The sequence below is a fragment of the Paenarthrobacter nitroguajacolicus genome (assembly GCF_031455195.1).
GTDB classification, from domain to species: domain Bacteria; phylum Actinomycetota; class Actinomycetes; order Actinomycetales; family Micrococcaceae; genus Arthrobacter; species Arthrobacter nitroguajacolicus_D.
Genome location: NZ_JAVDSH010000002.1, coordinates 502,685 through 516,796 on the forward strand (window position 1 = coordinate 502,685; position 14,112 = coordinate 516,796).

Sequence of the window (14,112 nt, forward strand, 5' to 3'; positions counted from 1 at the left end):
CCATCTTTGGCTGATCCGTAGCGTGTTGTTTACCAGCCGGTAATAACGTGCGTCACATCGGGTTTCGGGTCCGGGTCAGTAACGTCGCAAGAGTTCACGGAAGCCGTTCCTGGCGAAGCCCGCCACTGCATCGGCCCGGTCAACGAATCCGTGGGCGCCGACTGGTTCAACCGATGCCAGGAGCCCGGCAGCATCGGGCAGGCTCATTGTCAGATCGGCAGCCAACCCGCCCACTTCAATCCGGGCCCGCCGGGAGTCGGCCCAGGCGTCCGGTCCGGGGTCGTCCCGCAGGGTCCGCGTCACCGACAAGTCCTGCCACCCGCCGTCGAGCCTGATCCGTGCCCGGTAGCTGACGTCGTCGCCGTGGGTCTCCACCTGCCCTTCCGCCAGGAACGCGCGACCGAACCGTGCATGTTCAAGGTAGCCGGTGAGCTGGGGCGCCGCATGTCCCCGGACCGATGGCAGCACCACGGCAGCCCGGAACGTCAGCGACGAGCCGTCCAGTTCGCCGCGGAGGGTGTCGTTGAAGCGCACCCCCGGCGCAGGCTCGGTCATGGCCGTGCAGGTGGAATCCTTGGGCAGTCCTGCGGGGTCCATAGTGGCAAGGTAGTTACGGGCATCGCGGTAACCCATGCCCACCAGGGTGTCCGCGTCAATCCGGCCCAGGTAGAACTCTGGGTCAAGGGGGAGCGGATGTTCGGGCCGGACCACGTGCAGCACGAATTCGCGTCCAGCAGCTTTGGCGGCCTCAAAATCCGCCAGCAACGCGCCCATGGCGCTCATTTCGATCATGTGCACGTACTGCTCCAACGGCCCATCACCCCAATAGGGCGAGTTGCCGATGCACCAGATCAGCCACACCTCATCGGCGCCGCGCCTCAGGGCTTCGGCCACGTTGGCGTCCCTGACCCAGACAGCGTCGGTCCAGACCTGCCCGTCCCGGCGCAGGGGAGCCAGGAAGATGGGCAAGGACATCCCAGCAGCCATCAGTTGGGCGTCGATGGCTGTTGCGTCGATGGCGTGGCACTGTTTTCCGGTGAATTCCACGACGTTGAAGGAACCCTCGACGGCGTCCGGTTCCGCTGCGCGTGCCCGGATGGTGGCGTCGTTGATCCCCAGGGCAGGGAAGACTTTGTTGAGGATGCCGTCGGCATCCCCGATGGCGGGAAGGGACCAGGGTCCTTTCAGGTAGTCACCCGTCGGTAGCGCGGAGCCGAAGTCCTTGACGTCCACTCCGGACCATCGGGTGCACAGTTCCTCGGGCGGGACCCCGGAGAGCAGCATCCCGGCAGTGAGGATCCCGCCGGAGGTGCCATCGACATGCTGGAATTCCAGGCCCTCTTCGGCGAGGGCTTTCATCACTCCGGCTTGCCACGCCACACGCATCCCCCCTCCGGCGAGGACCAGTGAGCGTTTCATCGGGCGGGCCGGGCATCCAGCGGCGGCGCCGGGATACGGCGCCAGTAGATGAACAGCAGTACCGCCGTCGCGAGGTCGAAGAAGGTGACCAGCAGTGCGAGCGGTGCGAAGACGCCATTGAGCACGCCAATACCGACCGCCCCGAAGGCCCCGGCCTTCTGAACCCCGGACCAGAGCACCACTTCGGGTGCGGGGACCGCGTTGAGCAGGGTGTGGAGGAGAAGCCCACCTACTACCACCATGAACATCCCCACTGTGCCGAAGAGCTGCCGGGTTCCGCGCGTGGAGTCGGCGCCGATGATTTGGAGGACCGGGCCGCCGAACGGGACCTGGATGGCGCCCGTCAGGATGGTGATGATGGCGATCGCGGCCAGGACAGCCCTCAGCGGATCGGCTGCGGCCCACGCCAACGTCCCGGGAGGGTGGGGTTTCCGGGAAGCGTGCTGGTTCGCGGTCATGCGAAGGATTCCAGCAGGCGGCCACGGTCCACCAGCAACCACACCATAGAGGCCCAGGTCAGGGTGGAGACATAGAAGCGGATGTCGTTGAGCATCATCCAGCGTTTAAGCAGGGCGCGGAGTTCGGCGTCGTCAGCGAAGTCGCCGCCACGGATCCGGATGTTGATGGGAATGATGATCCCTTGCCCTACCCAGGTCAGGACGATGATTCCCAGCAGGCAGATGATTGCTGGGATGACCCGGATGGTGCCCCACTCGGACCACACCAGGATGCCGCCGGAGATGAACATGATGGGCACCACCACGGTGAAGAACTTGGTGGCGGCCCGCGTGGGGATGCCGAAGTGCATGTCCACGTTGTCGCGTGCCAGTCCGTGCCAAGTGGGGTAGAGGAAGAATTTCAGGACCCACATGGTGCCCACGTACATGGTGGCGCCGAAGAGGAAATAGAGGGCGTTGAGGAGGAGTAACCAGTTCATGGGGTGTTTCCTGCGGGAGCGCCGGAAATCCGGCTCCGGTCCGGCGGGGCAAGCCACTCCTGGCTTTGGCCAAGGTCCGCCACGCTGTCCATCATGTCTCCGCCTTTCAGCGTTGAGGCTCCGGCTTCGGTGGGAGCGGTAAGGAACCAAGCTTCGAAGTGGTCATCCAGGACTCCGTGGGCCTCGGGCAGCCAGGCGGTGAACACCGGTTTGCTCCCCACGTGCAGGTTCTTGAGGGGTTCGACGCCGGGCGCGTCACCGAGGATGAGTCGGGCCTTGGCCTGCGCTCCGAGTGCGATGTCTCCCGAGGCTTCGAAATAGATGTCCGATTTCCAGAGCATGTTCCGGAAGACGCAGTAGTTGGAAGCAGCCAGTTTGAGCGGCAGCGGGCTTGCCTCTGGGGGGCGGGGCCGTTCGATTTCGATGTAGCAGCCCAGTTGGCCGTCCTTGTCGTACTGCGCCGACACCGTGGAGTCGGTGACCACGAAGTCCAGGTTCGCCTGATGCTTGGGCATGCCCCAGATTCCCTTGCCACCCTTGACTGACACTTCGGTACTCACGGGCAGGTCCACCACGAACTGGCCCAGTTTGAAGGTCTTCTGGAACAGCAGGGGAAGGATGGGCGGTGCGGGCCGGCTCCCGTGGGTGATGGCGATTGCCAGGGAGTATTCGATGTACTTCCCGATGTCCGTGGATTTGTAGTTGACCACAGTGACCACCAGCAGTCCTTTGCCGCCAAGGCTGAAGGGCCGCATTTCGGAACCTGGGAGTGCGGCCGCTGCGGCCCGCTTGTCGATGGGAAAGGCGGCCATGAGGACGGGGGAGTCGTCTGAATTGACCGGCATCACGTACTTGATGCCATCGGCGTAGGCATGCTGTCCACGGAGCCGCTCCTGCCTGCGGGGGACCGGCGATGGCATGAGCTTGAGCAACGGCGTGACCAGCTCGGTAAGGGATTTCATGACCTTGGCTCCTGGGCTGTACTGGTTGTCTGTGTTCCGTTCAGCTCCTGGAGGATGACCGGAAAGGTGTCCTGCCAGGCGTGGTCGCCAAAGAAGACGTCCAAATGGCCGTAGCCGGGGATGAGGTGGAGGGAGTCTTTGCCTGGACGGTGCTGTTGGAAGAACGCATAGGTGCGTTGCTGGCTTTCGGGGAGGAAGCACAGGTTGTCCAGGCCTGCGATGAAAGCAAATCTCGCGTCGGTTTGGGGGGCTTCGGCTACCAGGTTGGGTGGAAGTTCCGGATGGTTGCCGGCGGCCACCAGGTGCCCGGCTTTGATGCTGCGGCCCATTTCCTCGAAGAACGTCACGGGGACCTCGGCGAACTCGCCGCTCAGCCATTGGTGGGTGGCGTCGTCGAGGTTTTCATGGGACCACAGGGCAGGACGGCCGCTGCCGTAGGTGAAGCTGACCATTTTGCAGATGGTGTTGTCGCATTCGTGGTGGGTGGCTTTGACCAGGCCGCGGATGGCCCGGGTGAAGTAGCCCTGTGACTTGTAGCCCCACGCGGGTGAAAGGTACGGGGTGAAGACCTTAACCAGCGGCGTCAGGTAGTCGATCTTCAGTCTCGAAAATGCGGGGACCACTGGGTGCAGGGAAACAGCGTTGGAAACGATGGTGTCCACTTGGGGCAGCAGGCCTGCCACTGCGGACATGGTGAAGGAGGTGGACCCCTGGCAGTGGATCACGGCCTTCGTGGTCTCCGCACCGGTAGCGGCCAGGACATGCTCGACGGCGGCGGGATGGTCGTACACGGCGGCGTCGGCAAGCGTCCAGGACAGGGGATCAAGGTCGATCGAAGCCCGCCAATTCAGCATCCACACATCCCACCCGTCCTCAAGGAGGGCATCGACGATCGTGGTCCTGACTGGCGGCCGGAACAGCTCCGCACGGACGCCGGAGCCGTGGACCAGGATCACCGGTCCTTTCGTGGCCTCCGCCGGGGACGTGACGTGGACCAGGCTGAGCGGTGTGTTGTCCCGGGCACGGATCGGGATGACCTCGGTCCTGTGCTCGGCACGGGTGATGATCATGGGGTGCTTCCCTTCCGTGCGATGGTGATGGGTTGTTCAAGCAGCCGAACGGTTGGCAGGCCGTTGGCTGGAACCAGCCGCGCGCCGTCGTCGTTGGTTGCCAGGTGCCAGTCCCGGCTGACCGTGTCCACCATGAGGGGGTAGATGGTGAGGTCGCCGTCGGGGGTCAGATGCATGCGGAGGAACCCCTTGTGGTCCTCAATGGACTGCCCGGACATCTTCCACGACGACACTTCCCCGGCGGGGGTCGCCAGGATAAACAGGGCGAAAGCTTCGCTGCCAACAGCCCACCCGCCCAGGTACGCCAGCGTGACCGCGAGGAGCAGGATGACGACATCCGGCCAGTCCGGCCAAGGAACCAGGATCACGACGACGGCACTGACCGCGAGCGCGGACAGCTGGTAGAGCGCACCCCGGGCAAAGACGACAAGGCCGGATGTTGCAAGGCCCAGTGCGCGGGCGGTGAGGGCTACGACGGCCAGCAGGAGCGGCATGGCCAGCACCACCCAGACCACCAGCAGGGCAGTGTTCCCCTCCCTGAGGCTGCGCAAACTGTCAACGAACGATTCGCCGCGGAATGCGCTGAAGACAGTCCACAGGGTCAGGGCCGCCGCGATGTGCACCAGGCCTAGGGAAGGCCCGAACCCGGGGTTGCGGACCGGTAGCCAGAACGGGGAGAGGGGGTTCGCGAGGCGGCGACCCAATTGCCGGGAATCGGCGGGGCCGGGATAGACCGCGGGCATCCGAGCGAATCGTCGGGGCGTTGTGGTGGTGTCGCGTCCGCCGGTGGACTGTTCGGGAAGGTTGGACTCCCTGGGAACGGTGGGCTCCCCGGGAAGGTTGGACGGTGCTGGGAGGATCAGATCGTCGGGGAGCCAGTGGGCGTCGGAAAGGTAGGCCCCACCCAGGCCGCACGTAACCAATTGGGTCCTGGTGGGATCCGCGGGGAGGTTCCGGGGTTCGCCGGGTCCTCGCTGTTCGTACCGTGCGTAGTGGTGCAGGTCGCCGGTGAGCCACAGCCGGACACTGGCGCCGGTGGGTTGAAACGTCTGAGTTTCGGGGTCGAAACGGCGGCGAAGGTAGTCCTGTTCGAAGAAGTTGACCTGCCGGAAGGCGTTGAGCCCGGGTTCGGCGGCTTTGACCCAGAAGGGCGAAGCGACGCACAGGATGATCGCATCACCGCGCTGCAGTTGGAGTGTGACGTTCCGGTAGAAGTAGTCCAGTTGGGGCTCGTCGATGTACTGCCCCAGTTGGCTGTCCAATCCCAGGAGCCACCAGCCCGGCGTGCCTTTGCCGTCGCGGCCGGGTGGTTCGCCCGAGAGCCGGACCGCGAAGTAGCTTCGCGTCTGGATGGTCCGCCACCTGCCGATGCTTCTTTGCCGGGTGAACGTCCGGATAAAGGAGGTGAGGCCGTCGTACCAGTCGTGGTTCCCGGGCAGGGCGAGCATGATCGGGGTCTCGCTGTGAGGCCCGCTCTGCAGGCTATCTTGGCCGCTTACCGTGCTCTGCGGGCCTCGCAACGCAACCTTTCGCTTCGGAAACGCCATCCGGTACGGGCCGGTCATCCGGTTCTCGTACGCTGCCGGGGACGCCACCGGATAGACCTCGTCCCCGCCGAGGACCAGCACCCTGCCGCGGGGGAGTTCACGGCCGTTTACGCTCAGGGAGTCTTGGGCCAGCAGGGACGCCACCGTGTAGGTGGCATCGAACCCATCGCCGAGATCCGCCGTGTAGTCGAGCCACATGTCCGTCGCTGCTGGGACGGTTTCCCTTGGCTCGCCCGGTAGCTCGCCCGGCAACTCGCCCGGTAATGGAAGGCCCCTGCTGCTGACGGATGGCTGCGCTGGTTGGCCCGGCACCGGGAGTTTGTCCAGGCGCAGGGGATCGGCCGGGAAACCTCCCTCCAGCTCACGCTTGTCCCCGAAGTCGGCAAAGACGGTGGCCGCCATGACCTTCAGCGCAGTCCTCGCCAAAGACATGGGTGAGAGCCAACGAACCGCCTCCTGGGGAGTGAAGCCCAGGACTGCGTGGTGTTGCGCGAGCTCCCGGCTTTTCATCGCTTCGGCTTGAGGGGGAACGGGACGCGAGCCAGGGAACGGCCGTAGACCTGCCACAGCTCGCCGCCGAACAACGTTCCGAAAGCCAGCAACCCCGCCGCCGGAGACGGGCCCTCGGCACGGAACGTGGTGAGCTGCCTTGCGAAGTCCAGGGGTCGGATGTAGAGGATCCCCGCGCCTGCCACGCCATCGGGATCGGGTTCTGCGGCCCCCGGAGGCACGTGTCCGCGCAGGATGGTCGCGTAGAGGGTGGTGGTGTCCGGCCAGACGTCGAGCCCTGTTTCGTGATGGATCAGCTTGTGACCGGTGAAGGTGAATGGCGTGCCGCCAGGGTCGCGGAGCCACAGCCTGTACAGCATGCGCCTGGCCGGCACGCCGTCGTCGGACTTGTCCTTCACGAACAGGTTGAACCAGCCACGTTCCACAGGCATCCGGCCGCCAAAGTAGTCGGCCAGCACGTAGCCCTCGGCCTTGGCAGGATGGGCAGGATCTGCGACGAACGCGTCGATGTCCTCCGCGATAATGGTCAGTTCGAACATGATCTTCCGGCTGCGATCCCGGCCCAGGCTCCGGCCCCGTTCCGGATCCGTCACGCCCGGACTGAACCAACCGTGCATCTGTTCGGTGAAACGCACGGATGTCGCCTTGCTGCTGGATGTGGCATTTTCCGGGGCACCCAGGCTGCGGCTCGCCGTTTCCGGGGAAGCGCTCGCGGGCTGCTCTGGTGGCGCGGCCTTGCCTTTGGTTGCGTCCGGCGCCAGGGCGCGCGGTGCCACGGAACCGACGTCGACGACGGCGCCAGCCGCCTCCCGCTGTGCGCCTGCGGCGTCGCCGGGGTTGATGCCGCCACGGCCCGCCCTGTCCGCTTGTTCGTTTTGTTCGTTGATGCGCGCACACGTGCGTTCCGCGAAGGCGGCAATGGTCAGCGACGGATTCGCGCCCACGGGGCCAGGCATCGCGGACCCATCCACCACGAACAACCCCGGGTAGCCGAAGACCTCCCCGTAAGGGTCGCAAACCGCTTCGCCCGGATGCCGTCCGGCCGGAGCACCACCGATGGGGTGGACGGTGATGACGCGTTTGACCCACCAGAGCGGGTTGTCAACGAAGTCGCCATCGAGGTCCTTGGCGATCAATTCCATGGTCCTGCGGACCCGGCCGAAGTATTCCTGCGAGGTTGCCATGGTCCACGCGATGGCGAGGCGTCCGTCGCGAAGTGTCATGACGCCGTCGGGAATGTCCCGGCCCATGCCGAGCAGCGGAACCGAACTGGAGGACAAGTGTCCGTCGCCCAGGGCTGCGGCGAGGTCGGCTGAGACGTTGGAGCGGCCGGCGTCGAACAGCCTGTCCTTGAACAGCTGCCCAGCAACTTTTGCGGTGCGTTTGATGGTGGTTCGCAACTGCGCGGTTTCGATGAGCCAGTTCATGAAGGCCGGATACCCGGCGTCCTCAACGTAGTAGCCGCGGCCGTCGCCGTCGTCGTCGTTCGAATCCGGAACCCTGATCGCCGTGGTGATCACGGGACCTTTGCTGCCGGTCAACGTGCGGACTCCCGGCCGTCCGCCGTTGGTGGCCGGGGTCTTCGCGGCCATGATGAACGTCAGGAGGTCGCCGTTACCGCTGAACCGGGTCCCCATGGCGTCGCTGAGGGCGGGGAGGGAGCCACGGTTGCGGAGCAGGAGGAAGTTGGTGCCAAACGTTCCTGCACCGAGGAGGAGCCGGCGGCAGTGGATGATGCGCTCGGTGAGAAGTTCGCCCTGGCGATCGGGCTGGTGGACCACGTAACGGACCTCATAGCCGCCCTGATCCAGGGGCCGGATGCCGCGGACGTCATGGAAAGTGCGGACATCGGCTCCTTTGAAGGCGGCGGCGGAGACGTAATTGTGGTCCAGGGTGTTCTTGGCACCGGCGTTGCAGCCGATGTCGCATTCGCCGCTGAGCGTGCATGTGGTCCTGACCGTGTTTGGGCCATGGATGCTGCCGTATGCGGGCAGGGGAAGCGCCCGGTTGGTGGCTGGTTCCTGCCCCGGTCCTGCCGCGAACGTCACCGCAATGGGTGGCCTGGTGATGGAGAGGCCCAGGTTGGCGGCAGACTTTTCCATGGCCATGGTCTTGGCCGTGTCCCGGTAAGGGTAGGGGACCGGCTGGAGCATGGCTTCGGCGGCGTCATAGTAGGGGTCCAGGTCTGCCCGCGTGAAGGGCCAGTTCTCGTAGCCGCCACCGGGGATGGGGGACTCGTTGACGAACCACTTCTCGTCCTTGCGCAGAAGGACATTGGCGTAGATCAGCGAACCGCCGCCGAGCCCGCTGGATACAAGCCCCTCAGTGCCGCGGAACGTCCAGGCATCGAAGAGGCCGTATAGGCCGCGGTCCGGATCCCAGAAGTTCCGGCCCATCTCAGACGGCGAGCGCGCGAAACTGCCTGGCGGATAAGGCTTGCCGCGCTCCATGAGCACCACGGATTGGCCCGCCTCGGCCAGCCGGAGGGCGGCTACGGAACCGCCGAATCCGGAACCGACCACCACGGCATCAACTTTCTCAATACCGTTCGAAGTGTGGCGTACCGGAGCAGTAGCGGGCTCAGAACCCGTATCTCCGCCGTTTCCGGTTCCCAGACGACCCATGGCCGTTCCTCTCGAGGGAGAGCTTTCGCTGCGTCGCGGGTGGGGGTCGCCGGGTGTGGCCGGGCGATGCCTCCGCGGACTATGGGCCTTATGTTCCCACCGGGCAAGGGTTCTGTAAATGAGGTGGAGTAACTGGCTGGTGCCCGGCGGGTGTCAGCGTATCCGTGTGTAGACCATGTCGAAGTCGTGCTCCAGTGGCCCGCCGGGGTACGTGCCGCGTTCCAGGCGTGCGTTGATGGTGTTGCCATCGTCGCTGAACCGTCCCACGAACCGCTGAGGCCAGTCCGGACCGTCCCTGAAAAGCGTCAACACCTTGTCTTCGAGGATCATGTCGTAAATTCGTGCGACGCCGCGGGAATCGAAGTAGTGCTGCTGGAATGCCCCGTCGGAGCCCGTGGCGCCGATGATGCTGACCGAGTTGGGATAGTCCGGCTGCTGCACCGTGGAGTGTTGGATGAGGAAGCCGCCGTTTTCGAGCCACTCGAACGTCGTCCGGCCCTTCACCTCCCGCCCTGGGACGGTGGTTTCCCACTCGCCCACCAGGATGCCAAGTTGCTCCAGGTTTGCTGCACGTGCCATGGGATCCTCCTGAAGGTTTAGCCCCAGTGTCCGCCTAGCTGTGGTGGTTTGGCGAGGGGTTGGCACCACTTCAGGGTGTGGGATGCAATGATGGGCGCATGAGCCGAGTCACATGCGACCTCACCGTGTCCCTCGACGGCTTCGTTGCCGGTCCCCACCAAAGCCTGCAGATGCCGTTGGGGGAGCGGGGCGAGACCCTGCACCGCTGGCAGTTCGAGGAACGGGAAGCCAACGCCGCCCAGGTGGAGGGGATCCTGGCTGCCGGGGCCTTCATCATGGGCAGGAATATGTTTGCCGGACCGGGCCCGGGCCCTTGGGACGCCGAATGGCGCGGTTGGTGGGACGAGGAGCCGCCCTATCGCGCGCCGGTGTATGTGCTGACCCACCATGTTCGCGAGCCCCTGGAAATGCAGGGTGGTACCACGTTCCACTTCATCAACGATGGAATCGAAGCTGCGCTGGCCTTGGCACGGAACGCTGCGGGGGCGAAGGACGTGGCCATTGCCGGGGGCGCGTCGACTGCGCGGCAATTCCTGTCGGCCGGGCTGATCGACGAACTGCGCCTCCACATAGCTCCCGTAATCCTGGGTGGCGGGGAGCGGCTGCTCGACGGCGTGGGGAACCTTGAGCTCGAACCAACGTCCGTCAGCGGTACCGGACTGGTCACCCACGTCACCTACAGTGTGGGCGGCGTCAAGGAATAGCGCAGTGCGGCCAGCGATTCCCGGGATGTCCATGGCCCGGGGGTAACAGTAACGTGCGCCATAGCTTTCTAACGGACAGCCTCCGACATCAACTGTGGCAGTTGTGTTCGCAACGGGTCCTCAACCACGTTTCAATCGGGCCATGCACAGGAATAAGCCCCTGAGTACAGAACTAACTGAATACAGCAATCAATGTACTCTGGATCCATGGAAACCCTTACGCATGCACCGGTGCTGGCCCGGTTCGGTTACGCGGTCTCTGATCCGACCAGGGCCCAGGTTCTTTTGCGTCTGGCCGACGCCCCGTCTTACCCGTCCGATTTGGCGGATTCGATTGGGGTGTCCCGGCAGAGTATGTCCAACCACCTGACCTGCTTGCGCGGCTGCGGCCTTGTGGTCGCCGTGCCGGACGGGCGGCGGACACGCTATGAGCTGGCTGACGGCCGGCTTGGGCATGCGATCAAGGACCTGCTCTGTGTGGTCCTCGCAGTGGACCCTGCCTGCTGCGCCCCGGACGGAGAGTGCTTCGCATGACCGCCCTCCTGAATGAACCGACTTCGGATCGCCGCGCGGTCCTCAGCCGCAGGATCAGGCTCTTCGCCGCGGCGACCATCACCTATAACATCATCGAGGCAGTTGTGGCACTGTGGGCGGGAGGGGTCGCTGACTCCTCCGCTTTGATCGGCTTCGGAATGGATTCGGTGATCGAGGTGACCTCGGCTCTTGCCTTGTCCTGGCAATTCTCTGCCAAGGACCCTGAACGACGCGAGCACCTGACGTTGCGGATCATCGCTATCTCCTTCTTCGCTCTGGCTGCGTTCGTGGCCGTGGACGCTGTCCGCTCACTGACCGGTGCCGGCGAAGCCCAGCATTCAACACCGGGCATTGTTGTCGCCGCGTTGAGTTTGGCGATCATGCCGGTGTTGTCTTGGGCTCAGCGGTGTGCCGGCCGTGAGTTCGGCTCCAAAACGGCGGTGGCGGATTCCAAACAGACGCTGCTCTGCACTTACCTGTCAGCGGTGTTGCTGGTTGGTCTGGTCTTGAACAGCACCTTGGGCTGGTGGTGGGCCGACGCCGGCGCCGCGCTGGTTATCGCAGCGATCGCGGTCCGTGAGGGCATCAATGCCTGGCGCGGAGACGTGTGCTGCACCCTCCCCGGTGCGACCGGCGACGCGCATGGCTCAGAAGCGGACGATTGCTGCTCCGTTGCGGAAACGGGCGAAGGGACGGGCCACGACAGCGGCGAAGTTGATTCGGACGCGGCATTACCAAGGAACGGGAACGCTGAAGAAGGCAAGACTCCCGGCTGCTGCGAAGGATGTGGTTCCACGCCTGAACCGAAGGCTCTCAGCCTCTCGTTGAACCCCAGGATCGACTGAGCCGTGAACTACGAACTACGCACTATCCAGGGCTGCCCAAACAGCGGTCCGGCCCTGGACCTCTTCCTTCAAGTCCTCGCCGCCGAGGGGAAAGACGCCCGGGACGTAAGAGTTCGCGAAGCAAGGACCGATGTCGGCGGTGGGCGCCTCGGGGTTGGCCAGTGTCGGGAAACCTATGCCCTCAAGCGGTAGCCCCGCTTGACGACTGTCTCCACAAGCTTGCCGTCGGGAAGGGAGGAGCGCAGCCTGCTGACCGTCATATCCAAAGCATGGACGGATCCGCGCAGGTCCAACAAGTCCGAGAGCGCTTCCCGGGACAGGACAGCTCCACCAGCGCCGAGCAGCGCCCGCAGCAGCAGCAGGGGCGCAGGAGCCAAGTCCACCACCTCACCATTGATCCGCAAGCAGCGACCCCGCAGCTCAATCGTGGCGCTCGTTGTCTCCAACCGCCGCACATGGTTCAGGGACAGGTGCTCCGTCACAAGGCGGATCAACGCACCCATACGGTACCTGTCAGGAATGAGGGGTGTGAGGCCGGCGTCCACAAGTGGCTGCGCAGTGACGGGCCCAACAGCCGCGACCGTCACGGGTCCCTTAAGGGCTTCGATGAGGGACCGGTACAAGCCCATTTCATGCGCGGTGCTCCACATGGCGTCCACTGCCGGGGCGCTGGTGAACGTGAGGACGTCCAGGTTCCCGCCAACCACCGCTTCGATCAGGCGAGGCAGTTTGTCTTCGCCGTCGGGTTTGACCCAGCGGTACGGGGTCACGGTCAGGACGGTGGCACCGGACATGCGGAGCCGTTCTAGCTGGCGGACATCCGTGTACCCGTGCAACTGCACGGCCACAGTCTTTCCCCGCACGCCCTCAGCCAACAGCATGTCCACCAGCGTTGCGGTGGTTTCATCGCTGCTGATTCCGACGTCGGCAAGTCCTGCCGCGCGCACGGCACCGCGGGCTTTGGGCCCCCGGACAAACATGCGGCAGGCAGACAGCGCTTCCAGGAGCTGCTCGCCAATGCCAAAGGAATCAGCGGCTTCGCACCAACGGCGCATACCGTAGGCGGTGGTGGCGATACAGATATCCGGCCGGGCAGCGATGATGGTCCGGGTGTCCTCGATGAGGACCATGTCTTCCTGCACAGGGGCGATCTTCAAGGCAGGGGCGTGCAACACGCTCGCACCGCGACGCTCCAGTGCCTCGATGAGGTCACGGGAACGGCGGTGCGAGGTAACGCCTATACGGAATCCGTCCAGCGGAGCATCTGCGGCTTCGGTTGCTTCCGGAGCTGCAGTGGCTTCCTGGACTTCGATGGCACGTGCAACAGTCATGTGTTTTTACCTTCAGGCTTCAAGGAGCGAAGCCGCGAGTCGGCTCAGTTCGGCGGATGCTTCGGCGTGGTTCCGGTTGGTTTCAGCCACCCTGACCACCTCTCCGATGACCAGCACGGCAGGGTTGCTGCAACCGGTGGCTGCAGTTTCGATCGTACCGAGTTCGGCGATGGTGGTGCGCTGCCCGGGACGGTATCCGCGTTCCACCACGGCCATCGGCATGTCCGGACTCATCCCCGCCCGGCGAAGGCCCGCGGCAAGTTGGGGCAGGGTGCCTATGCCCATGAGGACCACGATCGTTCCGCCCAGGCCGGCAAGGTGGGTGTGTTCTTTCTCGGTCAGGGGAGCGTGGCCGGAGACAACCGTGAACATGTGGCTTACTTCGCGGTGCGTTACAGGAATTCCGGCTGCGGCTGGTACGGAAATGGCGCTGGTGACTCCGGAGATGACACGCACCGGCACGCCGGCCGCAACGCAGGCCGCCACCTCTTCGCCGCCGCGTCCGAATACATAGGGATCGCCGCCCTTGAGCCTGACTACGTTCTTGCCCAGCAGAGCAGCTTCAACCATGAGTTTCTCGATGTCGCGTTGCGTGACCTTATGGAGGCCGGGCTGCTTCCCCACGTCAACCAGCTCGGCAGAAGTAAGGGAAGCCAACTCCTGGTAGGGAGCCAACCGGTCGTAGAACACTACGTCGGCGTCGCGCAGGGCTTCCACCGCACCGACCGTGAGCAGGTCAAGGGCGCCCGGACCACCGCCCACCAGGGTGACGTGGCCTTCGACGCCCGGTGCGGGCTCGAACGCTACCGGGATTCCGGCATCGCGGCAGCGTTCCACCAGCCCGAGCCAACCAGCCTCGCCGTCGTCCACCACCGCCACCAGGAACGGGCGCTCCGGGAGTTGGCCGTCACTTGGGACGTCTTCGGGTGTGCTCAGCCGGAACACGTGGGCTCCGGCGTCCTGGTAGCGGCGGATTGCTTGGCGGGCAGACTTTTCGGAGCCGGCAACCAGGACATCGCGTCCGGTGAGATCAATGGTGAGCTGCATGGG

At 64.8% G+C, this 14,112-nt stretch carries 13 protein-coding genes; 3 read left to right on the forward strand and 10 right to left on the reverse strand.

Going from position 1 to position 14,112, the window contains the following annotated elements; genetic code table 11:
- Nucleotides 1–75 precede the first annotated feature (75 nt).
- From J2Y68_RS06075 to J2Y68_RS06110, 8 genes are all read right to left on the reverse strand, one after another.
- Entirely contained in the window at nucleotides 76–1,419 is a 1,344-nt protein-coding gene (locus tag J2Y68_RS06075) for a patatin-like phospholipase family protein (RefSeq protein ID WP_309991022.1), read from the reverse strand.
- Nucleotides 1,416–1,877 carry a hypothetical protein gene (locus J2Y68_RS06080; RefSeq protein WP_309991026.1) on the reverse strand — a complete coding sequence of 154 codons (462 nt, stop codon included), beginning with the start codon at nucleotides 1,875–1,877 and terminating at the stop codon, nucleotides 1,416–1,418. The genes J2Y68_RS06075 and J2Y68_RS06080 overlap by 4 nt, the downstream gene beginning before the upstream one ends.
- Nucleotides 1,874–2,356, reverse strand: coding sequence for a hypothetical protein (locus J2Y68_RS06085; protein ID WP_309991028.1), 483 nt, complete (start codon nucleotides 2,354–2,356; stop codon nucleotides 1,874–1,876). The genes J2Y68_RS06080 and J2Y68_RS06085 overlap by 4 nt, the downstream gene beginning before the upstream one ends.
- On the reverse strand, nucleotides 2,353–3,318 hold the full coding sequence (locus J2Y68_RS06090) for an acetoacetate decarboxylase family protein (RefSeq protein WP_309991030.1): 966 nt from the start codon (nucleotides 3,316–3,318) through the stop codon (nucleotides 2,353–2,355). Before J2Y68_RS06090 ends, J2Y68_RS06085 begins: the two co-directional genes overlap by 4 nt.
- Complete coding sequence (locus J2Y68_RS06095) at nucleotides 3,315–4,388, reverse strand: alpha/beta hydrolase (protein WP_309991033.1); 1,074 nt, start codon at nucleotides 4,386–4,388, stop codon at nucleotides 3,315–3,317. Before J2Y68_RS06095 ends, J2Y68_RS06090 begins: the two co-directional genes overlap by 4 nt.
- On the reverse strand, nucleotides 4,385–6,445 hold the full coding sequence (locus J2Y68_RS06100; protein WP_309991035.1) for a hypothetical protein: 2,061 nt from the start codon (nucleotides 6,443–6,445) through the stop codon (nucleotides 4,385–4,387). The genes J2Y68_RS06095 and J2Y68_RS06100 overlap by 4 nt, the downstream gene beginning before the upstream one ends.
- Nucleotides 6,442–9,069 (reverse strand): GMC oxidoreductase, encoded by a 2,628-nt coding sequence (locus J2Y68_RS06105; RefSeq protein ID WP_309991037.1) that lies wholly within the window; start codon nucleotides 9,067–9,069, stop codon nucleotides 6,442–6,444. Before J2Y68_RS06105 ends, J2Y68_RS06100 begins: the two co-directional genes overlap by 4 nt.
- Nucleotides 9,070–9,222: 153 nt before the next feature.
- Entirely contained in the window at nucleotides 9,223–9,648 is a 426-nt protein-coding gene (locus J2Y68_RS06110; protein WP_309991040.1) for a hypothetical protein, read from the reverse strand.
- Nucleotides 9,649–9,746: 98 nt separating this feature from the next.
- Between J2Y68_RS06110 and J2Y68_RS06115 the strand changes: the two genes are divergently transcribed.
- The 3 genes from J2Y68_RS06115 to J2Y68_RS06125 all read left to right on the forward strand — a co-directional run bounded on the left by J2Y68_RS06115 (nucleotide 9,747) and on the right by J2Y68_RS06125 (nucleotide 11,731).
- Entirely contained in the window at nucleotides 9,747–10,352 is a 606-nt protein-coding gene (locus J2Y68_RS06115) for a dihydrofolate reductase family protein (protein ID WP_309991043.1), read from the forward strand.
- A 207-nt stretch (nucleotides 10,353–10,559) separates the two neighbouring features.
- Nucleotides 10,560–10,886 (forward strand): ArsR/SmtB family transcription factor, encoded by a 327-nt coding sequence (locus tag J2Y68_RS06120; protein WP_309991046.1) that lies wholly within the window; start codon nucleotides 10,560–10,562, stop codon nucleotides 10,884–10,886.
- The gene (locus J2Y68_RS06125; protein WP_309991049.1) at nucleotides 10,883–11,731 is read left to right on the forward strand and encodes a cation diffusion facilitator family transporter; all 849 of its coding nucleotides are present in this window, start codon (nucleotides 10,883–10,885) and stop codon (nucleotides 11,729–11,731) included. The genes J2Y68_RS06120 and J2Y68_RS06125 overlap by 4 nt, the downstream gene beginning before the upstream one ends.
- Before the next feature lie 173 nt (nucleotides 11,732–11,904).
- On the opposite strand, the gene J2Y68_RS06130 is transcribed toward J2Y68_RS06125, so the two are convergent.
- Together J2Y68_RS06130 and cobA are read right to left on the reverse strand one after the other, a co-directional pair.
- Nucleotides 11,905–13,062, reverse strand: coding sequence for a uroporphyrinogen-III synthase (locus J2Y68_RS06130; RefSeq protein ID WP_309991052.1), 1,158 nt, complete (start codon nucleotides 13,060–13,062; stop codon nucleotides 11,905–11,907).
- A gap of 12 nt (nucleotides 13,063–13,074) precedes the next feature.
- Entirely contained in the window at nucleotides 13,075–14,109 is a 1,035-nt protein-coding gene (gene cobA / locus J2Y68_RS06135) for a uroporphyrinogen-III C-methyltransferase (RefSeq protein WP_309991055.1), read from the reverse strand.
- Nucleotides 14,110–14,112: the final 3 nt, after the last annotated feature.

Bases quoted from the DNA above. Each gene is read 5' to 3' on its own strand.
- J2Y68_RS06075 (WP_309991022.1), bottom strand. From the start codon at position 1,419: ATGAAACGCTCACTGGTCCTCGCCGGAGGGGGGATGCGTGTGGCGTGG.
- J2Y68_RS06105 (WP_309991037.1), bottom strand. From the start codon at position 9,069: ATGGGTCGTCTGGGAACCGGAAACGGCGGAGATACGGGTTCTGAGCCC.
- J2Y68_RS06090 (WP_309991030.1), bottom strand. From the start codon at position 3,318: ATGAAATCCCTTACCGAGCTGGTCACGCCGTTGCTCAAGCTCATGCCA.
- J2Y68_RS06110 (WP_309991040.1), bottom strand. From the start codon at position 9,648: ATGGCACGTGCAGCAAACCTGGAGCAACTTGGCATCCTGGTGGGCGAG.
- J2Y68_RS06095 (WP_309991033.1), bottom strand. From the start codon at position 4,388: ATGATCATCACCCGTGCCGAGCACAGGACCGAGGTCATCCCGATCCGT.
- J2Y68_RS06130 (WP_309991052.1), bottom strand. From the start codon at position 13,062: ATGACTGTTGCACGTGCCATCGAAGTCCAGGAAGCCACTGCAGCTCCG.
- J2Y68_RS06085 (WP_309991028.1), bottom strand. From the start codon at position 2,356: ATGAACTGGTTACTCCTCCTCAACGCCCTCTATTTCCTCTTCGGCGCC.
- J2Y68_RS06080 (WP_309991026.1), bottom strand. From the start codon at position 1,877: ATGACCGCGAACCAGCACGCTTCCCGGAAACCCCACCCTCCCGGGACG.
- J2Y68_RS06115 (WP_309991043.1), top strand. From the start codon at position 9,747: ATGAGCCGAGTCACATGCGACCTCACCGTGTCCCTCGACGGCTTCGTT.
- J2Y68_RS06120 (WP_309991046.1), top strand. From the start codon at position 10,560: ATGGAAACCCTTACGCATGCACCGGTGCTGGCCCGGTTCGGTTACGCG.
- J2Y68_RS06125 (WP_309991049.1), top strand. From the start codon at position 10,883: ATGACCGCCCTCCTGAATGAACCGACTTCGGATCGCCGCGCGGTCCTC.
- J2Y68_RS06100 (WP_309991035.1), bottom strand. From the start codon at position 6,445: ATGAAAAGCCGGGAGCTCGCGCAACACCACGCAGTCCTGGGCTTCACT.
- cobA (WP_309991055.1), bottom strand. From the start codon at position 14,109: ATGCAGCTCACCATTGATCTCACCGGACGCGATGTCCTGGTTGCCGGC.